The organism is Lutibacter sp., assembly GCF_021647475.1.
Lineage (GTDB): Bacteria > Bacteroidota > Bacteroidia > Flavobacteriales > Flavobacteriaceae > Lutibacter.
This window is the reverse complement of record NZ_JAKIUR010000049.1, coordinates 1-20,506: the sequence shown is the minus strand read 5'-3', so window position 1 is coordinate 20,506 and position 20,506 is coordinate 1. Positions and strand designations below refer to the sequence as shown.

18 protein-coding genes are annotated in these 20,506 nt (G+C 28.1%); 14 read left to right on the top strand and 4 right to left on the bottom strand.

Annotated features, from left to right (window positions below; translation table 11 throughout):
- Window positions 1–223: 223 nt before the first annotated feature.
- Window positions 224–1,567, bottom strand: a complete 1,344-nt coding sequence (locus tag L3J60_RS10995) for a serine hydrolase (RefSeq protein ID WP_291975584.1) — start codon at window positions 1,565–1,567, stop codon at window positions 224–226.
- Window positions 1,568–1,872: 305 nt separating this feature from the next.
- On the opposite strand from L3J60_RS10995, the gene L3J60_RS10990 reads away from it, so the two are divergent.
- The 11 genes from L3J60_RS10990 (at window position 1,873) to L3J60_RS10940 (ending at window position 11,237) form a co-directional block, all read left to right on the top strand.
- Window positions 1,873–2,484 (top strand): TetR/AcrR family transcriptional regulator, encoded by a 612-nt coding sequence (locus tag L3J60_RS10990; protein WP_291975583.1) that lies wholly within the window; start codon window positions 1,873–1,875, stop codon window positions 2,482–2,484.
- 11 nt (window positions 2,485–2,495) lie between these two features.
- A complete protein-coding gene (locus L3J60_RS10985) occupies window positions 2,496–3,893 on the top strand; it encodes a TolC family protein (protein ID WP_291975582.1) in 1,398 nt (465 codons plus the stop codon).
- Window positions 3,894–3,903: 10 nt separating this feature from the next.
- Window positions 3,904–4,800 carry an HlyD family efflux transporter periplasmic adaptor subunit gene (locus L3J60_RS10980; RefSeq protein WP_291975581.1) on the top strand — a complete coding sequence of 299 codons (897 nt, stop codon included), beginning with the start codon at window positions 3,904–3,906 and terminating at the stop codon, window positions 4,798–4,800.
- Between the two features lie 9 nt (window positions 4,801–4,809).
- Window positions 4,810–5,277, top strand: a complete 468-nt coding sequence (locus L3J60_RS10975; RefSeq protein ID WP_291975579.1) for a hypothetical protein — start codon at window positions 4,810–4,812, stop codon at window positions 5,275–5,277.
- Window positions 5,278–5,309: 32 nt separating this feature from the next.
- Window positions 5,310–5,813, top strand: a complete 504-nt coding sequence (locus L3J60_RS10970) for a c-type cytochrome (RefSeq protein ID WP_291975578.1) — start codon at window positions 5,310–5,312, stop codon at window positions 5,811–5,813.
- 18 nt (window positions 5,814–5,831) lie between these two features.
- Entirely contained in the window at window positions 5,832–6,734 is a 903-nt protein-coding gene (locus L3J60_RS10965; RefSeq protein ID WP_291975577.1) for an ABC transporter ATP-binding protein, read from the top strand.
- Window positions 6,735–6,957: 223 nt separating this feature from the next.
- Window positions 6,958–7,686: an ABC transporter ATP-binding protein gene (locus L3J60_RS10960; RefSeq protein WP_291975576.1), complete on the top strand. Its 729-nt coding sequence runs from the start codon at window positions 6,958–6,960 to the stop codon at window positions 7,684–7,686.
- Between the two features lie 364 nt (window positions 7,687–8,050).
- Entirely contained in the window at window positions 8,051–9,157 is a 1,107-nt protein-coding gene (locus L3J60_RS10955; protein WP_291975575.1) for an ABC transporter permease, read from the top strand.
- A gap of 116 nt (window positions 9,158–9,273) precedes the next feature.
- Window positions 9,274–10,395, top strand: coding sequence for an ABC transporter permease (locus L3J60_RS10950; RefSeq protein ID WP_291975574.1), 1,122 nt, complete (start codon window positions 9,274–9,276; stop codon window positions 10,393–10,395).
- Window positions 10,396–10,407: 12 nt separating this feature from the next.
- Entirely contained in the window at window positions 10,408–10,797 is a 390-nt protein-coding gene (locus tag L3J60_RS10945) for a hypothetical protein (RefSeq protein ID WP_291975573.1), read from the top strand.
- Window positions 10,785–11,237, top strand: a complete 453-nt coding sequence (locus L3J60_RS10940; RefSeq protein WP_291975572.1) for a DUF2141 domain-containing protein — start codon at window positions 10,785–10,787, stop codon at window positions 11,235–11,237. The genes L3J60_RS10945 and L3J60_RS10940 overlap by 13 nt, the downstream gene beginning before the upstream one ends.
- A gap of 151 nt (window positions 11,238–11,388) precedes the next feature.
- On the opposite strand, the gene L3J60_RS10935 is transcribed toward L3J60_RS10940, so the two are convergent.
- The 3 genes from L3J60_RS10935 to mfd are packed head-to-tail and all read right to left on the bottom strand — an operon-like array spanning window position 11,389 to window position 15,973.
- Window positions 11,389–11,757 (bottom strand): hypothetical protein, encoded by a 369-nt coding sequence (locus L3J60_RS10935; protein ID WP_291975571.1) that lies wholly within the window; start codon window positions 11,755–11,757, stop codon window positions 11,389–11,391.
- Between the two features lies 1 nt (window position 11,758).
- Window positions 11,759–12,619 carry a DMT family transporter gene (locus tag L3J60_RS10930; RefSeq protein WP_291975570.1) on the bottom strand — a complete coding sequence of 287 codons (861 nt, stop codon included), beginning with the start codon at window positions 12,617–12,619 and terminating at the stop codon, window positions 11,759–11,761.
- A 3-nt stretch (window positions 12,620–12,622) separates the two neighbouring features.
- Window positions 12,623–15,973: a transcription-repair coupling factor gene (gene mfd / locus L3J60_RS10925; RefSeq protein ID WP_291975569.1), complete on the bottom strand. Its 3,351-nt coding sequence runs from the start codon at window positions 15,971–15,973 to the stop codon at window positions 12,623–12,625.
- A gap of 377 nt (window positions 15,974–16,350) precedes the next feature.
- Between mfd and L3J60_RS10920 the strand changes: the two genes are divergently transcribed.
- The 3 genes from L3J60_RS10920 (at window position 16,351) to L3J60_RS10910 (ending at window position 20,408) form a co-directional block, all read left to right on the top strand.
- Window positions 16,351–16,674 (top strand): TerB family tellurite resistance protein, encoded by a 324-nt coding sequence (locus L3J60_RS10920; RefSeq protein ID WP_291975568.1) that lies wholly within the window; start codon window positions 16,351–16,353, stop codon window positions 16,672–16,674.
- 54 nt (window positions 16,675–16,728) lie between these two features.
- Entirely contained in the window at window positions 16,729–17,163 is a 435-nt protein-coding gene (locus L3J60_RS10915) for a TerB family tellurite resistance protein (protein WP_291975567.1), read from the top strand.
- Window positions 17,164–17,240: 77 nt separating this feature from the next.
- The gene (locus L3J60_RS10910; protein ID WP_291975566.1) at window positions 17,241–20,408 is read left to right on the top strand and encodes an exodeoxyribonuclease V subunit beta; all 3,168 of its coding nucleotides are present in this window, start codon (window positions 17,241–17,243) and stop codon (window positions 20,406–20,408) included.
- The last annotated feature ends 98 nt before the right edge of the window (window positions 20,409–20,506 follow it).

Genomic DNA, 20,506 nt, shown 5'->3' with positions numbered 1-20,506 from the left:
AGCCTTGAACCTCCTGAAAAATGAACAAACTAAAAAACTGTCGGTTAAAAGCAAAAGACTCAAAGCGGCTTGGGATGAAGACTATTTATTAAGGATATTGAAAATAAAAGTGTGAGTTTGCCCTGTAATAGGAGTCAATTTTTTATGCAAATATACTTTTTTTATATATAATACAAAAATGCCCTGAATTTGTACTTTACTGTTTACCAAAATAGGTTTAAAACTATTTAAATGATTCTAAAATCCCTTTTAAAAACCCATTAAAATCGAACACTGGTCCTTCAGTCAATCCCATTCTAACAATTACCAAATCTTTTGAAGGAATAATAAACACGTGTTGTCCCTGATAACCATTACAAGAAAATAAATCTCTTGGAACATCCGGATAAACACCTCCTACATTTAACCAAAAATGTGCTCCATATTCACCATTTGAACCATTTGTAGGTGTTGCTGAATATTTTACCCAAGATTTATTAAGAATTTGTTCTCCATTCCAATTGCCATTGTGTAAATACAATAATCCAAATTTAGCCCAATCACGTGGTGTTGCCCAACCATATGATGAACCTACATAATTACCAGCTAAATCAGTTTCAATTATCATCGAATGCATGCCAATTTTATCAATCAAAGCAGCGTACCAAAAATCTAAATATTCTTGATGTGTTTTAAATTGATTTCTAATAAACTTTGATAATAAATTTGTTGTGCCAGACGAATAATTCCAACTATTATTTGGCTTACCCACAAGTTTTTTTTGAATTTGAACTTGTCCCATATCTTTAGCTAAAAACAACATTTTGGTAACATCTGAAATGGTATTATAATCTTCGTTCCATTTCAATCCACTATTCATATGAAGCAAATCATTTATGGTGATTTTTGAGCGCTCATCATTTTCCCATTCGGGAAATAAATGATTTTGATTTACATTAATTTTATCTTGTTTTTCAAGTACTCCTAAAACCGCACTTGTAATACTTTTTGTCATAGACCAACCTAAAATTGGTGTATTTTTATTAAATCCGTCTGTATATTCTTCAGCAATAATATGGTTTTTATAAATAACCAACACTGCTCTTGTTTTTTTTACATACTCATCATTTTTATCAAATGCATTACTAACAGCTTTACCTAAATTTTGATAATTAATAGCACTAAAAATAGTATCTTTTTGAGGGTTATCTCCATACGGATATGGTAAGTTTATATATGTAAAATTACGTTTTGGTATGTCGTACTTTAAGCTGTCTTTAACGCCATCAACCATTAAAACAGCACCTAAACCTTCTCTAAAAATCGCAGTACGTTTTTTTAATCCAAACACCGTTGCTGAAACCGACTTATCAGTTAAATTCGCTTCTTCTTTTGCTAAATTGATAGGAGAAAAATTATTATCTTGGGTTTCAGCTGAAGCTTGTGTTCTATGAGCTAAAAATAATATAGATGCTTCATTTTTAGAAGCATATCCTGTAATAATATCTAATTTTGGATAATACATATAAACAACTGCTGCCAATCCTATTACAACAAAAACACTAATTTTTTTTACGATTTTTTTCACCTTTAAAAGTTTTAAATTTGAGTTTGATATAAAAATAATTACTGAACTGAAAATCAATAGTATGCGTCATTGCGATGATTGAAGTGCAACGAAAAGAAGAAGCAATCTTATTAAAAATAGGGAGATTGCTTTAAATTATGCACTACCGCTTATAATTTTCGCAATGACGTTATAGTTTTCAGTCATTTATCATGAACTTTATGTCTAACTCAGGTTTTTAATTTGCTCAAATGTAATGCAAATTTTGATATTTAAAAAAAATGATTTACATTTGTCAACCATTTAGTTAAACCTTTTAGTTAAAAATGAATAAAAGAAAAACAAATACTACTGAGGCTTCTATTTTAAAAGCAGCCAAAACTATTTTTTTACACAAAGGAATGGATGGTGCTCGAATGCAAGAAATTGCTGATGAAGCTGGCATCAATAAGTCTATGCTACATTATTACTTTAGAAGTAAAGAACTATTATTTAAAGCCGTTTTTATGGAGGCATTTTCAACATTAGCACCTCAGCTTAATGAAATTTTGAATGCTGACAGCAGTATTTGCGATAAAATAAAAGGGTTTTCTCATAATTACATAACGTTTGTAATTGCTCATCCATACTTACCTAATTTTATTCTACAAGAAATGAATAGAAATAATGAATTTGTAAATGATTTAATTTCAAAAAACCATTTCCCTTCTATCAAAAAATTTAAACTTCAAGTTAAAGAAAAAGTAGCTGATGGCACTTTAAGACCAATAAAAGCAGAACATTTATTTATAAATATTATGGCCTTAAATATATTCCCTTTTGTAGCTTCACCTTTATTAAAAAAAGTTTTAGACACTTCAGATACTCAGTTTAAAAATTTAATTGAAGAACGAAAAACGGAAGTAGCTGAGTTTATTATTAACGCAATAAAAGTTTAACATAAAACATAATGAAAACTTTAATTAAAATGAACCAATTAAAATTTGTTATTCCTGCAAAGGTAGGAATCCAGACAATGATTATAAATCAAAAAGATTCCTGCCTTTGCAGGAATGACAACAGACTTAAATCTTATCTACTATTTAATACTTTAAAATTTGCCGCTGGATTTTTAATATTACTTTTTTCAGTTAACACAACAGCTCAAGAAACCTTGAGTTTAAATGAATGCTACTCTTTAGTTAAAAAAAATTATCCTTTAGCCAAACAAAATGAACTATTTGCAAAGCAAAACACTATAGATAAAGAGATTATAAAAACTAAAAAATTACCAAAATTAGATTTTACAGCACAAGCAACCTATCAATCTGACGTAATAGAAATACCTGTTAGTTTTCCTGGAGGCAGCATTGAACCGCCAAATAAAGATCAGTATAAAACAACCATTTCTTTAAATCAACTTATTTATGATGGTGGCTTAATTAACGCTTCAACAAAAGTTAAAGAAGCAACTTTAAAAACACAGCAAAAAAATGTGGAAGTAAGTCTATATCAATTAAATAGCAAAGTAAATCAACTTTATTTTACCATACTATTATTACAAGAAAAAAAAGACTTACTCGATGCTAAAAAAGCACAATTAGTTTCTAAATTGAAAGAAGTAAAAGCTGGTATTGAATTTGGTGCTATTTTACCTTCTTCAGATAACGTTTTAGAAGCTGAATTGTTAAAAATTGATCAACAATATTCTGAAATTAATCAAAATAAAATAAGCTTGGTTCAAACGCTATCATCCATCATTGGAAAAACTATTTCCACAAATATAATGTTAGCAAAACCTGTTATTTCAGCGAATTTAACAACAGCAATTAAACGCCCAGAATTAGATTTATTTCAACTTCAAAAAGAACAAATTAATGCATCAGAACGCTTAATTGCTAAAAAAAATAGTCCAAAGCTAGTAGGCTTTGCCACAGGAGGTTACGGAAATCCTGGTTTAAATATGTTAGATAACTCATTCCAAACTTATTATGTGGCTGGATTAAAACTTAATTGGAATATTTTTGATTGGAAAGCCAATAAAAAAGAACGGAAATCATTAGAAATTAATAAAGACTTTGTTAATAATCAACAAGAAATATTTAGGTTAAATACCAATATTGCTTTAAATCAACAACAAACCGAAATAAACAAAATAACTTCATTTATTAAATCTGATAAACAAATTATTGAACTTCGTGAAAAAGTTTTAAAAACTGCCAGCTCTCAATTAAAAAATGGCGTAATTACAGCTTCGGCTTACATTACAGAATTTACTAATTTATACGAAGCAAAAAATAATTTAAGTACTCATAAAATAGAATTATTATCAGCCAAAGCAAATTATAAAACAACTAAAGGAAACTAAATTGAAACTTATGAAAATTACTAAAATAATAATAGGAACATTACTTTTAGCAAGCACCTTAATTTCTTGCAATAACGGTAATGATAAAGCTGATGGCTATGGAAATTTTGAAGCTACTGAAACCATTGTTTCTTCAGAAAGTAACGGGAAATTATTACAATTTACTGTGGAAGAAGGTCAACAATTAAAACAAAATCAGAATGTTGGTTTGGTAGATACCATTCCGTTATCTTTAAAAAAAGATCAACTTATTGCTTCTAAAGAAATTATTCGTTCAAAATCTAAAGGAGTTTTATCACAAATTAGCGTTTTAAACGCTCAATTAACAACTGCAATGATTTCAAAAAACAGGATGGTAAATTTACTAAAAGCAAATGCTGGTACTCAAAAACAATTAGATGATATTAACGGTAAAGTTGCCACTTTAAAACAACAAATAAACAGTATTAAAACTCAAAATATAGCCGTTTTAAACGAATTAAAAAGTAGTAATGCACAAATTGCACAATTAGATGACCTAATTAAAAAAAGTATCATTACCAATCCTATTAACGGCACTGTGTTGGTAAAATATGCCGAACCTTATGAAATTACATCTTTTGGAAAACCCTTATATAAAATTGCTAATTTAAGTAGTTTGGAATTACGAGTTTATATTAGCGAAACTCAATTGCCTGAAATTAAAATTGGACAAAAAGTAGCGGTAAAAATAGATACTGGTGATGGCACAAAAAAATATGACGGAATTATTACTTGGATTGCTTCAGAAGCTGAATTTACGCCTAAAATAATTCAAACTAAAGAAGAACGCGTAAATCTTGTTTATGCGGTAAAAGTAACAGTAAAAAATGATGGCAGTTTAAAAATTGGAATGCCTGCTGAAATGTGGATAAATACTAATCAATAAAAAAATATTATGAAAAATAACATCAAATTAATTTTAGCAATTATAATTACAACTACCATAGTTTCTTGTGGAAAAACAACCAATAAAAAACAAGAGAAATCTAATTTAAAAGAAACCGTAAAAGAGGTTCATCATCATGAAAATGGAAACAAAATTCAATTAAATCATGGTAAAATGTGGACTGCTAATATTGAAACCACGCAAGGAATTAAAAATATGCAAAAATTACTAAACTCCTTTTCTAATAAAGAATCTGTTGCTGCCTATGCATTATTAAAAAGCAACCTTGAAAAAGAGTTTAGTACTATTTTAACAAAGTGTACCATGAAAGGAGAATCTCACAGCCAATTACACAACTATTTATTACCCATGAAAAACGTGTTTGAAGGGTTGAGCTCATCCAATTTAGCTACTTGTAAAAAAAGTTTTAAAACACTTCAAAAGCATTTAGGCAACTACTCTAATTACTTTAAGTAAACACAAATAATTAATTTAATAAACACATTAATATGAACACTTTTAGTAAACAAATAATTGCAATTTTCACAGTTATTATAGCTTTAACTAGCTGTAAAAATACTACTCAAAAAAAAGAAAACAACACGCAAACTAAACCTATTGAAGCAACACAAACAGCTAATAATAGTGAAGGTTATCAGCTTTTAAAAACTACTTGCTACGCTTGCCATAATCCAAATACTAAAAATCATGATAATATAATTGCTCCTCCAATGATTGCCGTAAAAAAAATGTATTCTATGAGGTATAACACAAAAGATACGTTTGTAAATGCAATTGTAAGTTGGGCTAGTAATCCTAAAGAAGAAAATTCTTTAATGAAAGGTGCTGTTAACCGATTTAAAGTAATGCCAAAACAAGGTTTTAAAAAAGAAGATTTAACAAAAATAGCAACCTACATTTATGAAAATAAAATAGAAACACCTTCTTGGTTTGCTGAACACGAAAAGCAAATGAGAAGTAACGGCATGATGAATATGAAATCTAAAAATTAAACCAATCGTCTTGAAAAAATGAGTATTAAACTCGAAAATATTAGTAAATCTTTTAAAAAGGTAACTGCTGTAAAAAACGTTTCTTTTGAAGTTAAAGAAGGAGAAATATTCGGCTTAATTGGTCCGGATGGAGCAGGTAAAACCACACTTTTTAGAATATTAACTACATTATTAATTGCTGATGAAGGAACTGCATCCGTTACCGGATTTGATGTTGTTAAAGATTATAAAAAAATTAGAAATAGTGTAGGTTATATGCCAGGGAAATTTTCGCTATATCAAGACTTAACAGTAGAAGAAAACTTAACGTTTTTTGCAACTATTTTTGGGGCTACCATTGAAGAAAATTACGATTTAATAAAAGAAATATACGTTCAAATTGAACCTTTTAAAAATAGAAGAGCAGGCGATTTATCTGGTGGAATGAAACAAAAACTAGCTTTAAGTTGTGCTTTAATTCATAAACCTACTGTTTTATTTCTTGATGAACCTACCACCGGAGTAGATGCTGTTTCAAGAAAAGAATTTTGGGAAATATTAAAAAACTTACAACAAAAAGGTATTACCATTTTAGTTTCAACACCTTATATGGATGAAGCTGCTTTGTGCGATAGAATTGCTCTAATTCAAGATGGAAAAATTTTAGAAATTGATACACCTCAACAAATTGTTAAACATTATCCAAAAAAAATATACAATGTAAAGGCTAATAATATGTACAGTCTTATTCTAAATTTAAATGAATATAAATTTAATCATAGCGTATATCCTTTTGGTGAATTTGTCCATTATACTGATAAAAGAGATGATTTTAATCCAGCAGATTTACAACAATATTTAAAAAATAACGGATTGAAAAATGTTTTTATTCAACAAACAAAAACAACCATTGAAGATACTTTTATGGAATTAGCAAAATAAAAAAGTTATGTTTCCTCGAGCACGGTCCAGAGGTTTTTAATTATAAATAAGTAGTTCTCGACTCCGCTCAGCAACCGGTTACTGGGCGAAAACGAAAGGTAGGAATAACAAGATTGATAAAAAAATACGTCACTTCGAGTGATTTTCGATAGAAAATTGTATCGAGAAGTTCTCAACACTTCGGCAAAAGCCTTAACTCGAACTGACAGTTACAGAAATAAAAATGAATATAAAGAATGTCATACAAGTTAAAAATCTCACTAAAAAATTTGGTGATTTTACTGCAGTGAACAAAATTTCTTTTGAAGTAAAGCAAGGTGAAATATTTGGTTTTTTAGGTGCAAACGGAGCAGGAAAAACAACGGCTATGAAAATGCTTATTGGCATTTCAAAACCAACTTCTGGAGAAGCTCAAGTAGCTGATTTTAATGTATATACCAATCCTGAAGATATTAAAAAAAATATTGGCTATATGAGTCAAAAATTTGCATTGTATGATGATTTAACCGTGAAAGAAAATATTACTTTTTTTGGAGGAATTTACGGCTTGCCAAAAGCTATCATAAAAGAAAAATCGGAAGTTTTAATTAATGAGTTAAATTTACAAGAAGTTGCTAATGAGTTAGTTGGCTCACTGCCTTTAGGGTGGAAACAAAAAATAGCTTTTTCTGTAGCTTTATTGCACAATCCTAAAGTAGTGTTTTTAGACGAACCTACTGGCGGTGTTGACCCAATTACCAGACGCCAATTTTGGGAAATGATTTACAAAACTGCTCATAACGGGACTACTGTTTTTGTAACTACACATTATATGGATGAAGCTGAATATTGTGACAGAGTTTCAATTATGGTTGACGGTAAAATTGAAGCATTAGACACTCCTAAAAAATTAAAAGAACAGTTTAAAGCAGAAAATATGAACGATGTGTTTTTAAAATTAGCAAGAGGATAATCTTAATTATGAATTATGAATTATGAATATTAGTGATAAAAGAATAAAGAGAATAGAACAAAGACATAAACTATAAAAAACGTCTTTGCGAAGATTTGTTTTTTCACAAATCTGTGGCAATCTCTTTGAATTATTTCAATATTTCAGAAAGCAGAAAGACAAGAAGAAAAAAAATGAATAATAATAAACTATAAAAAATGTCATCGCGAAATTTTTGATGAAAATTGTGGCAATTTCTTCTATAGAAAGAGATAACCACATCGCTATCGCTCCCTGTCTGCCGACAGGCAGGCTCGTTATGACGATAATAATAATGAATACTAATTTAAAAAGTTCCTTCCCTCTGGGAAGGATTTAGGATGGGATGAAACGATTTATAGGGTTTATAAAAAAAGAATTTTACCATATTTTTAGAGATAAGCGATCTCTATTTATATTATTTGGAATGCCAATTGCACAAGTAATGCTTTTTGGGTTTGCCATTACTAATGAAATTAACAATGTAAATATTGCCATTTATGATAAATCAAAAGATGTAACAACAAATGAGATTATTGATAAAATTACGGCTTCAAAGTATTTTAGTAATCAGCAATTTATTACTAATGAAGCCGAAATTGAATCCGTTTTTAAAAAAGGAAAAGTAAAAGCAGTATTAGTTTTTGAAAAAGATTTTAGTAAAAAATTGACTAAATATAATAAAGCAACTGTTCAAATAATTACAGATGCCACCGATCCAAACACCGCAAATACTATTACTAATTATGTAAATGCCATTCTTCAAAAATATCAACAACAAATAAACAAAGCAATTAAAACTCCTTACAAAATTATTCCAGAGTCTCACATGGTTTATAATCCTGAATTAAAAAGTGTTTTTATGTTTGTTCCAGGTGTTATGACTATTATTTTAATGTTGGTTTCAGCAATGATGACTTCCATTTCAATCACCAAAGAAAAAGAAATGGGAACTATGGAAATTTTATTAGTATCCCCTATAAAACCATTTCAAGTAATTATTGGAAAAGTTTTTCCATATATATTTTTATCAATAATTAATGCCATTGTAATTGTTTTACTAAGTATTTTTATCTTTAAAATGCCTGTTGAAGGAAGTTTATTTTTACTTGGTGCAGAAAGTGTTTTATTTATTATAAATGCTTTATCGCTAGGTATTTTAATTTCAACCATATCTTCAACCCAACAAACTGCTATGATGATTTCTTTAATGGGACTTATGCTTCCTGTTATTTTGTTATCAGGATTTATTTTCCCAATAACAAGTATGCCCGTGATATTACAAATTATTAGCGATGTTATTCCAGCAAAATGGTTTTTAATAATTTTAAAAGGAATTATGCTAAAAGGTGTTGGACTCTCTTTTATTTGGAAAGAAACATTAATTTTATTTGCTATGACCTTGTTTTTTATTGTTTTGAGTATTAAAAAATATAAAATTAGATTGGAATAATGAATATTGAAAAACTGTCATTACGAAATTTTTGATAAAAATTGTGCAATCTCTTTCTGTAAAATGAGATAACCACGTCGCTATCGCTTCTCGTTATGACGACTAAAAACTAAAGTATGAAAACTATATTATATATCATTCAAAAAGAATTTAAGCAAATCTTTAGAAATAAGGCAATGCTCCCTATTATTTTTGTGTTACCATTACTGCAATTGGTTATCCTATCTAATGCTGCTACTTTTGAAATAAAAAATATAAAATTTTCATTTGTTGACCATGACCACACACCACTATCTAGAGCGTTAATTGATAAATTTAGAGCTTCTAATTATTTTAATATTATTGATGATTTTCCTTCTGAAAAAGTTGCAAGTTCAGCAATGAAAAAAGGCAATGTAGATGTTATTTTAGAAATACCCCAATATTTTGAAAAAGACTTATTAAAAGATAAAAGAACTAGTTTATCGGTAATTATCAACGCTATAGATGGTGCAGCGGCTGGAGTTGAAAACGTATATATAAATCAAATTATTCAAAGTTTTAATAAAAAAATTAAGACCACTTTACTGCAATCTTCAGATGTAAAATATTTACCTAAAAGTATTATGAGTATTCCATCGTTTTGGTACAACAAAACATTAAACTATAAAACGTTTATGGTGCCTGGTATTTTAGTTTTATTAGTTACTATGATTACACTTTTTTTATCAGGAATGAATATTGTTAGAGAAAAAGAAATAGGAACTTTAGAACAAATTAACGTAACTCCAATAAAAAAGTATCAATTTATTATTGGTAAATTATTTCCTTTTTGGGTATTAGGCTTACTACTTTTAACTATTGGATTAATTATTGCAAAGTTATTATTTAATGTGCCAATGGTAGGAAGTATTTTTTTACTTTATCTTTATACATCCATCTATATTTTAGTTATTTTAGGGATGGGATTATTTATATCCAATTTTACCGATACGCAACAACAAGCAATGTTTATAGCCTGGTTTTTTGTCGTAATTTTTATTTTAATGAGCGGCTTATTTACCCCTGTAGAAAGTATGCCAAAATGGGCGCAATTTTTAACCGAATTTAATCCCATAAAATATTTTGTAGAAATTATACGAATGGTAATGCTTAAAGGTTCTAGTTTTACTGATATTTTACCATTATTTATAAAAACATTAATATATGCTATTATAATGAACGGACTTGCTGTTTGGAGCTATAAGAAAACAACTTAAAATTTTACACAAATGAAAAAAATAATTAAATATATTACCCTAATTACTTTAATTGCATTTACATTATTAACCTTATTTTTAAGTAGTTCTGTAATTTTTGATTGGTTTGGTATAAGAGCAAAAGAAGGAAACTATGTGTTATTTGTGGTTTGGGCTAACCTTATAAGTAGTTTCCTTTATTTATGTTCTATTTACGGAGTTATCAATCTAAAAAAATGGAGTATAAAACCGTTGATAGCCTCCATTATAATTTTAATTTTAGCACTTATCGGATTATTTATTCATATTAATTTGGGAGGTCTTTATGAAACCAGAACTGTTGGGGCTTTATTTTTTAGAATTACAGTAACACTTATTTTTACAATTTTAACTTATTTAATTACAATCAAATGGCACAAGTAATAAAAAAGATAGTCTTCATTTTTATACTAATAATCTTTATTTCTTTTAATAAAAAAGATATTGATAAAACCCATTCTTTAATCATAAAAGTAAAATATTTACGAAATTCAAAAGGTGTAGTTCAATTTGCATTGTATAATAAAGAAGGTTCTATCCCTGATGAAAAATATAAAAGATACTATAAAAAGAAAATTGCACCTATTACAAAAGACTCTTCAACCGTAATTTTTAGTAATTTACCCGAAGGAAGGTATGCCATTAACATACTCCATGACGAAAATAAAAATGGTAAAATTGATAAAAGCTTTCTTCTTCCAAAAGAAGGTATTGGTTTTTCTAATTACCAATCTATTGGAATAGGAAATCGTCCAAAATTTTCTAAGGCAAGCTTTTTGTTAAATAGTGATACCGTAAAAGAAGTAAAAGTTATTTATTTCTAATAAATTAATCCTTAAAAAATATGAATATAACCCGTTGTACATTTTAACTTTTTAAACCTACTATTGCCTGCCTGTATTCTATGACAGGCAGGCTCGAACGGACGTAACAGGATGTTTAAAGAGTTAAAATGCACAATGAGTTTAAGTAGTTTTAAAATTGATTTGCTAATCCAGTTTCCCATTCATCTAAAAACTCATTGATTTCTTCAATAAATTCAGTAGAAATTTGAATTCTGTTTATGGTGCAGTGCAACACAATTTTATCTTTATCCGGAGGGAATCCTGTGGTAATAGTCCAAGCAAACGCATTAGGACAACTTAATAAAGTAAACCGAACTCCGCCATTAATTTTTGAATAACTCATTAAAAATTCTCCCCAAATAGTTCCGCCTAAAAAATCATGATTTTTAGCTTCAATATAAAACATAGAGTCTGCAAATTTTTCAATATTTTCAGGATAAATATTTTTTTGTAAATCTGATTCGGTAACTTGTTTATTTATTATTCTAAAAAATTCCATTTTATCTTTTTTTGATTTGAACGCTTTCAATAACAACGGTTAAAAGTATTAAAAACCCACCAATAATTGTTTTTGAAGCTGGTATTTCACTTAAAAAAATAATTCCAAATATTATTCCATAAATAGGTTGAGTACTACTCATTATACTCGCTGTGCTTACCGAAAAGTTTTTAAAACTCATTACAAAAAGAGTATGCCCAATAGCAGTGGTTAAAATTGCTAAAGTTAAAAGAGCACTCCAATCATGATTACTTGGAGTAACATCAAAAATAAAGAAGGCTGGCCATAAAACTAATGTAATGGTAATCATTTGGTAAAACATTAACATAGAGCCATGATATGTAGCAATTTTTTGCTTTAATAAAATGTTTCTTAAGGCATAAAAGACTGATGAAATTAAACCGAATATTACGCCTAAAGTGTAATTGTTTTGCAAATTAAATTCTGGAGTTAAAAAATAGATTCCAACAAGTACAATTCCACCTAAAAAAACATGTTTAATATTTAATTTCGTTTTAAAAAATAATGGCTCAAGAAGAGCAGTAATTACAGGAAATGTAAATAAAGATAACATTCCTATTGCTACATTTGATAATTGCAAAGCGTAAAAATAGGTAACCCAATGTACGCCAAATAACAATCCACTTATTATGATGGTTTTGAAATCTTTTTTGTTAATAATTCTTAAATCTATTTTTTTATACCAAATAAATAAGCCTAAGAAAATAGCCGCTAAAAAACACCTAAACCAGATAGTTATAGGTGGAGGCATTGAAATATAGCGACCTAAAATACCTGAAGTACTAATAAAAAGAATACCTATATTAAGTTCAATAAGGTTTTTTAGATGCTGATTTTTCAATCTTTATATTTTTTGAAGTGTGGATAGTGCTTTATTTACCGAATTAATATGATTAAAAGTAAGCAACAATCTTAATCCGTTTTTAGTTTCTTTTTCTTTCATTTTACAAATAGCACTGTTTTGTTGTACAAATTGTAAAACTTGGCTAAATATTGGAGATTGGTAAAATTCACTTTGTTGGTTTGCAATAAAATAACCAATCATTTTAGATTGTTTTAAAATTAAGCGTTCAATACCTAAATTTTTAGCAACCCATTTTATGCGAACACTATTTAGTAAATCTTCAACTTGTACCGGAATTTCCCCAAACCTATCTTCTAAATCCTCTTCAAATTTCTGTAATTCTTCTGCTGTTTTAAGATCTGCTAATTGGTTGTATAAACTTAATCTTTCAGAAATAATGCTGATATAATCATCTGGGAAAAGAATTTCAAAATCGGTATCAATTTGAATATCTTTTACAAATTCCTTAGGCTTGTCAGAAGTGCTTTTGTATAAATCTTTAAACTCATTTTCTTTGAGTTCTTCAATAGTTTCATTTAATATTTTTTGATAAGTTTCAAAACCAATATCATTAATAAATCCACTTTGTTCACCGCCTAATAAATCGCCAGCACCACGAATTTCCAAATCTTTCATTGCAATATTTATTCCACTTCCTAAATCGGTAAAAAGTTCTATTGCCTGAATTCTTTTTCGTGCTTCATCCGTCATATTATGATACGGTGGAGTGATAAAATAACAAAAAGCTTTTTTGTTAGATCGACCAACTCTACCACGCATTTGATGCAAATCTGAAAGTCCAAAATTATTAGCGTTATTTATAAAAATGGTATTGGCATTTGGTACATCTAATCCGCTTTCTACAATAGTTGTAGAAACTAATACATCAAATTCATTATTGATAAAGGAAAGCATTAATTGTTCTAATTTTCTTCCTTCCATTTGTCCGTGACCAATACCTATTTTAGCATCAGGAAGTAGCCGCTGCAATAAACCTGCAACTTCTTTTATGTTTTCAATTCTATTATGAATAAAAAATACTTGTCCACCTCGTTGAATTTCATATCTGATAGCATCTCTAATAATTTCTTGATTAAATCGAATTACGTTACTTTCAATAGGATGACGGTTTGGTGGAGGTGTGTTTATTACCGATAAATCACGTGCAGCCATTAACGAAAATTGTAAGGTTCTTGGTATTGGAGTTGCAGTTAAGGTAAGCGTATCTACATTTTCTTTAATAGTTTTTAACTTGTCTTTAATTGCTACACCAAATTTTTGTTCTTCGTCAACAATTAACAATCCTAAATCTTTATATTTTATTGCTGAGTTTGTTAGTTGATGTGTTCCAATAACAATATCTACACTACCATTTTCTAATCCTTCTAAAATATCTTTTCGCTGTTTGGTAGTTCTAAAACGATTTAAATAATCAATTACAACAGGAAAATCTTTTAATCGTTCTGTAAAGGTTCTAAAATGTTGATATGCTAAAATAGTCGTTGGGACCAAAATGGCAACTTGCTTGCCATTATCCACCGCTTTAAAAGCTGCCCTAATAGCAATTTCTGTTTTCCCAAAACCAACATCGCCACAAACTAACCTGTCCATTGGTTGCTCACTTTCCATATCATTTTTCACATCTTGTGTAGCAGTGGATTGATCTGGAGTATCTTGATACATAAAACTTGCTTCCAGTTCATTTTGCATATAGCTATCAGGATTATATTGAAATCCTTTTTGCATTTTTCGTTTTGCATATAATTCAATTAAATTAAAGGCAATATGTTTTATGCGTGATTTGGTTTTTTGTTTAAGTTTTTTCCAAGCTCCTGAACCAAGTTTGTACAACTTAGGTGGTTTTCCATCTTTACCGCTGTATTTTGATATTTTATGAAGCGAGTGAATACTGATATATAAAATATCTCTATCTCCATAAATTAGTTTAATGGCTTCTTGCTTTTTGCCATCCACATCAATTTTTTGTAATCCGCCAAATTTTCCAATACCATGGTCAATATGAGTAACATAATCACCAATAGTTAAATTAGTAAGTTCTTTTAAGGTAATGGCTTGTTTTTTTGCGTAGCCATTTTTTAAACGAAATTTATGATAACGTTCAAATATTTGATGATCGGTATAACAAACTAACTTATTTTCAACATCAATAAAACCTTGATAAATAGGAAATACAATGGCTTTGTATTCAATTTCTTCTTCAACATTATTAAAAATATCATGAAAACGTTCTGCTTGTTTTTGAGAATCGCAAAACAAATAATTTTTAAATCCGTTTGCCGTATTTTCTTGGAAATTTTTAATTAATAAATCAAAATTTTTATTAAATGAAGGCTGAGGTTTAGTGTTGAATTGAATAATGTCATGCTGAACTTCCGAATCTTTATTAGTCTGCCGGCTATTTAAAATTTCAATTAAAGTGAAATTTTGCAACTGATTTTTTATAGCTGTTCCATCACAAAATAATGCATTTGGTTTTGCGTGATTTAAAATAGAATTTAGCTCGGCATAAGCTTCTTCTGCTTTTGTGTAAAATGAATCTAATCGATTTGCTAAAAAATCGATGTTTTTGGTGAAAATGACAGTTTTGGATGAGATATAACTCAAAAAACTTTCGCGTTTTTCGGTTAACGCCTTGTTTTCAACATTAGGCATTATGCTAATTTTTTTAAGTTTATCAACAGATAATTGAGTTTCAACATCAAAAGTTCTAATACTTTCTACTTCATCGCCAAAAAATTCAATTCTAAAAGGTTCGTCATTTGCATAGGAAAAAACATCAATAATACCACCACGAACAGAAAATTCACCAGGTTCGCTAACAAAATCGACTTTATTAAAATCGTATTCAAAAAGTACTTCATTAACAAAATCTAAAGTCAATAGGTCATTTAATCCAATTTTTAAAGTGTTTCTGTTTAATTCTGCTTTGGTAACTACTTGTTCAAAAAGTGCATCAGGATAGGTAATAATAATTGCCGGACTTTTACGAGAATTAATTCGGTTTAAAACTTCGGAACGCAGTAAAATATTGGCGTTATCTGTTTCTTCAACTTGATAAGGTCTTCGATAAGAACCTGGATAAAAAAATACATCTTTCTCGGGTATTAACTGCTCTAAATCATTTAAATAATAGGCAGCTTCTTCTTTATCATTTAAAATAAGTAGAAATGGTTTTTCAGCAGATTTAAAGGTTTCTGAAATAATAAAAGACAATGAAGATCCCACCAAATTTGAAATTTGGAAATGGTTTTTTTCTTTTGATAAGCACTGAACTAATTGCTTTTTTTTAACAACCTGTTCGTAAATTTTAATAATTGCAGGTTTACTCAAAAATGTAAAATTTTTGCCAAAGGTAGTATTTTACTTAAAATTTTGCTCAAAATTTTGTATATTTATAATAAACCAAACTCGTTGTGCATTTTGACTTTTTAAACTTACTGTTACATCAGTTCGAGTTCGAGTATTTTTTGATAAAAAATTGTATCGAGAACAGTTGTTTTTAAATAAAAAACCTATTCTCGATACTAATTTTAAGCCTAAAAAGGCTAAAATTCACTCGAATTGACGAAATTTTATCAAAATGCACAACGGGTTAAACCAAAAAATGAACTACCTCGACGCAAGCATACGAGGTATCAAATAGGAAATTCCTTTTTTATTTCGACGCAGAGCGTCGGGGAATTAAACCCAAAAAACAATTAAAACTCTTGAAACGGTTATCTTGCAGTTTAGGAATTTTAAAAAGTGAATTTAAAACTATTTTAAAAAATCCGGATAAATATCCTGTTAATCCACCAGTAAGTTATAATGATAGGTTAGAACGATTGTACGATTTAACGAGAATGCTTTTTTTAGATAAAAATCCGACTATTGATAAAATTTCTATGATGGATAGAATAGCAGTTGGTTTAGGTTTTCCTGTTGAAAATGTCAGAAAAGTAGTAAAAGCAGCGATTAAATTCTTTTTAAAAGAACCTAATTTTGAGGATTTTAAAAAAAAGATTAAAAAAGCGAATCCAATTCAACATTAATTTTTTTAATATCAATATTATTTAGTTAATTTATAAAAAATTAAAATTAACTAAATGGGAATTGCAGACTACAATTTAAAAGGTGAACAAAAAAATAATATTGCTTATTTTGCAAGTATTGTAAAATTAGCTTTAGCGGATGGCATTATTTCAGAAGGAGAAGAAAAATTACTAAAACGTTTGGCAAAACAATTTCATATTATGAAAGAAATGCAAACTGAAATTATAAAAAATCCTTCTAAATTTTCTATGGTTACTCCACATAGTTATGATGAACGTATTGAACAATTATTTTTATTAGCTAAAATGATTTATGCAGATGATGAAGTTTCCAAAAAAGAAGCAAGTACATTACGTAAAATAGCTGTAGGATTAGGATTTCCAATAGATAATATTGAAAAAGTGGTAGATGAAGCTATTCATTTAATTTTAAATGATAATGATTTGGAAGATTTTACTAAATCCATAAAACAAGTAAATAAAATTTAGGATTATATTTTTATTAAAAGCCGAACATTTGTTCGGCTTTTTGTGTTTAAAATAGTATTTTGCAGTAAAATTATACCGTGCTAAATTCAACATCTTTTCAAGTTTATAATGCCTCTGCAGGTAGCGGAAAAACCTTTACTTTGGTTAAAGAATATTTAAAAATTCTTTTAAATTCTTCTGACCGATTTAAATTTCAGCAAATTTTAGCAGTTACTTTTACCAACAAAGCTGCTGGTGAAATGAAAGAACGTGTCATTAAAAATTTACACGAGTTTTCCGAAGGAAAGCAAAATGAAATGTTTAAAACTATAGTTACAGAACTAAATTTAAATGCTGAACTTATTATTGAAAGATCTGGTGATGTATTAAACACGATGCTACAAAATTACGCTGCTTTTAACATTACCACTATTGACAGTTTTACCCACAAACTAATTAGAACTTTTGCTTACGATTTGCATTTACCTGTAAATTTTGAAGTTGAAATGGATGCAGAAAGTTTACTAAATGAAGCAGTAGATTTGGTAATTTCTAAAATAGGAATTGATGCTAAATTAACTGATTTATTAATCAGCTATTCCATTCAAAATTTAGAAGATGATAAAGCTTGGGATATTTCCAATGAGTTAAAAAAATTCGCAAAAATAATTTTAAATGAAAATCACGCTAAAAATTTAAAATTAATTGAAAACGTTTCTGTTGAAGATTTTAAAAAAATTAAAACTGAACTTCAAAAAGAAAATAGTTTTATAGAAAAAAAATTAACAGAGATTGGGAATAAAGGGTTGAACATAATTAACGATTTAGGAATAGCACAAAATGATTTTTATCGCTCTCAATTTCCTAAACATTTTGAAATTTTAACTACAAATACTAAAAAAGCAAAATTCTTTGATCAAAATACTTTAAAGCGAAACATTGAAAATGGAGTGTTTTATGCAAAATCAAAATCGGATGAAATTAAAAATGCCATTGAAAGTTGTCTTCCTAAATTGATTGCGTTGTATAATGAATCGGAAATATTGTATCAACAAAAAACATTGAATCATTTAATATTAAAGAGTTTAATTCCTTTAGCGGTGTTAAATTATATTTATAACGCACTTCAAGAAATAAAAACGGATAATAATTTAGTTTTAAATGCAGAATTTAATCAAAAGATAAATGAAACAATTAAGAATGAGCCGGCCCCCTTTATTTATGAACGAATAGGAGAAAAATTTCGATATTATTTTATTGATGAAATGCAAGATACTTCGGTTTTACAATGGCAAAATTTAATTCCGTTAGTAGAAAATGCCATTTCTTCTGAAAATGAAGCTTCCGAAGTAGGAAAATTAATGTTGGTTGGCGATGCAAAACAAGCTATTTACAGATGGAGAGGAGGAAAAGCAGAGCAATTTATTGCGTTATCTAATGAAGGAAAAAACAAAAAAAACAATCCGTTTACCATTAAAAAAAAGGTTGAAAACTTACCTACAAATTATAGAAGTTATAGTGAAATTATAGATTTTAATAATCGGTTTTTTACGCATCTCGCTAAATTTTTAAATAATTCAAGTTTTCAGAAATTATATATTGAGGGAAATCAACAAAAACAAAACAATAAAAAAGGTGGATTTGTACAACTTTCCTTTGTTGAAAAGCAAAAAGAAGATGAAGAAAAAGATTTAATTTACGCTAAAAAAGTATTAGAAATTATTCAAAATTTAGATGCAGCTTATCATAAAAATGAAGTTTGTGTTTTAGTTCGTTCAAAAAAACATGGTGTTGAAATAGCAGATTATTTATCTGAAAATAATATAGAAATAATATCTTCAGAAACGCTACTAATAAACAACCATCCAAAAGTAAAATTCATTATTAATCTGTTAAATTTTTTAAATAATAACGAAGATGAATTAAGCAAAGTAAAACTGTTGTATTTTTTACACGAACATACCAAGTGTGATGAAAAAAAACATCTTTTTATTGCTAGTTTATTAAATTTAAACACTTCCAATTTTTACAAAGAATTACACAAATACGGAGTTTATTTTAATGAAAATGAATTTTATCAAAATCCTTTTTACGAAAGTATAGAATATATTATCAGAAGTTTTAATCTTACGGATGATGCCAATTCATATATCCAGTTTTTTTTAGACGTTATTTTTGAATTTTCTCAAAAAAATGAAGCTTCTTTATCCAGTTTTTTAGAGTATTGGGAACTAAAAAAAGATAAGTTAAGCATTGTGGCTCCTGAAGCAGAAAATGCGGTTCGTATTATGACTATTCATAAAGCAAAAGGACTAGAATTTCCAGTGATTATTTATCCATATAATTTAGATATTTATAGTGATAAAAATTCAAAGGTTTGGTATAAAAACAAAGAAGATGCTATTTTAAAAACTACTTTGGTTAATTATGGCAATGCACTAAAATATATTGGAAAACAAGGAGAAGAATTATATCAACAAAAACGAGAGGAGAATGAATTAGATAATTTCAATTTAATATACGTTGCATTAACTAGAGCTGTTGAACAATTGTATGTTGTTTTGGAGAAAAAAATAAATAGTAAAGGTGAAGAAGATGTTAAACATTCTTCAGGTTTGTTTATTAATTATTTAATAAAAGAAAACTTATGGGAAGCAGAAAAATCTACTTATACTTTTGGAAATTCAAAGAGAGTTGAAGTGAATACAAAACCAGATAAAAAAGTAATTAGTCAGCAGAAATTTATTACCAATTCTTGGAAAAATCAAAATATTACTATAGTTGCAAATTCATCAGTTTTATGGGAAACAGAAAAAGGAGATGCCATAGCTTATGGAAATTTAATTCATGAAATTTTATCAAAAATTAAAACTCAAAATGATATTGAAGAAGTTGTAAACACGTATGTTTTTGATGGAACGATAACCAACCAAGAAAAAAATAAAATTATAACCATTTTAAATAAGGTAATAACTCATGAAAAATTAACACCTTATTTTTCTCAAAATGCAACGGTGTTAACCGAAAAAGAAATTTTGACAAAAGAACATCATATTGTTATTCCTGATAGATTAATTTTTGACAATCAAAAGGTAACTATTATAGATTATAAAACGGGTAAATTTGAAGCAAAGCATAACCTTCAAATTAATTCCTATGCAGAAGTTTTAAAGCGTTTAAATTATCGAGTTCAAAAAAAAATATTGGTATATATAAATGATGAAATTTTAATTAAAGAACTGACCTTACGCAAAAATAATGATTAAATTTGCAAGCAAGACTGATGGCTGTTAATAACTTAAAAGAGTTGTATATGGATTACCTTATAAGTTCAACACAATTAACTACTTGCACAGGTTTGTCA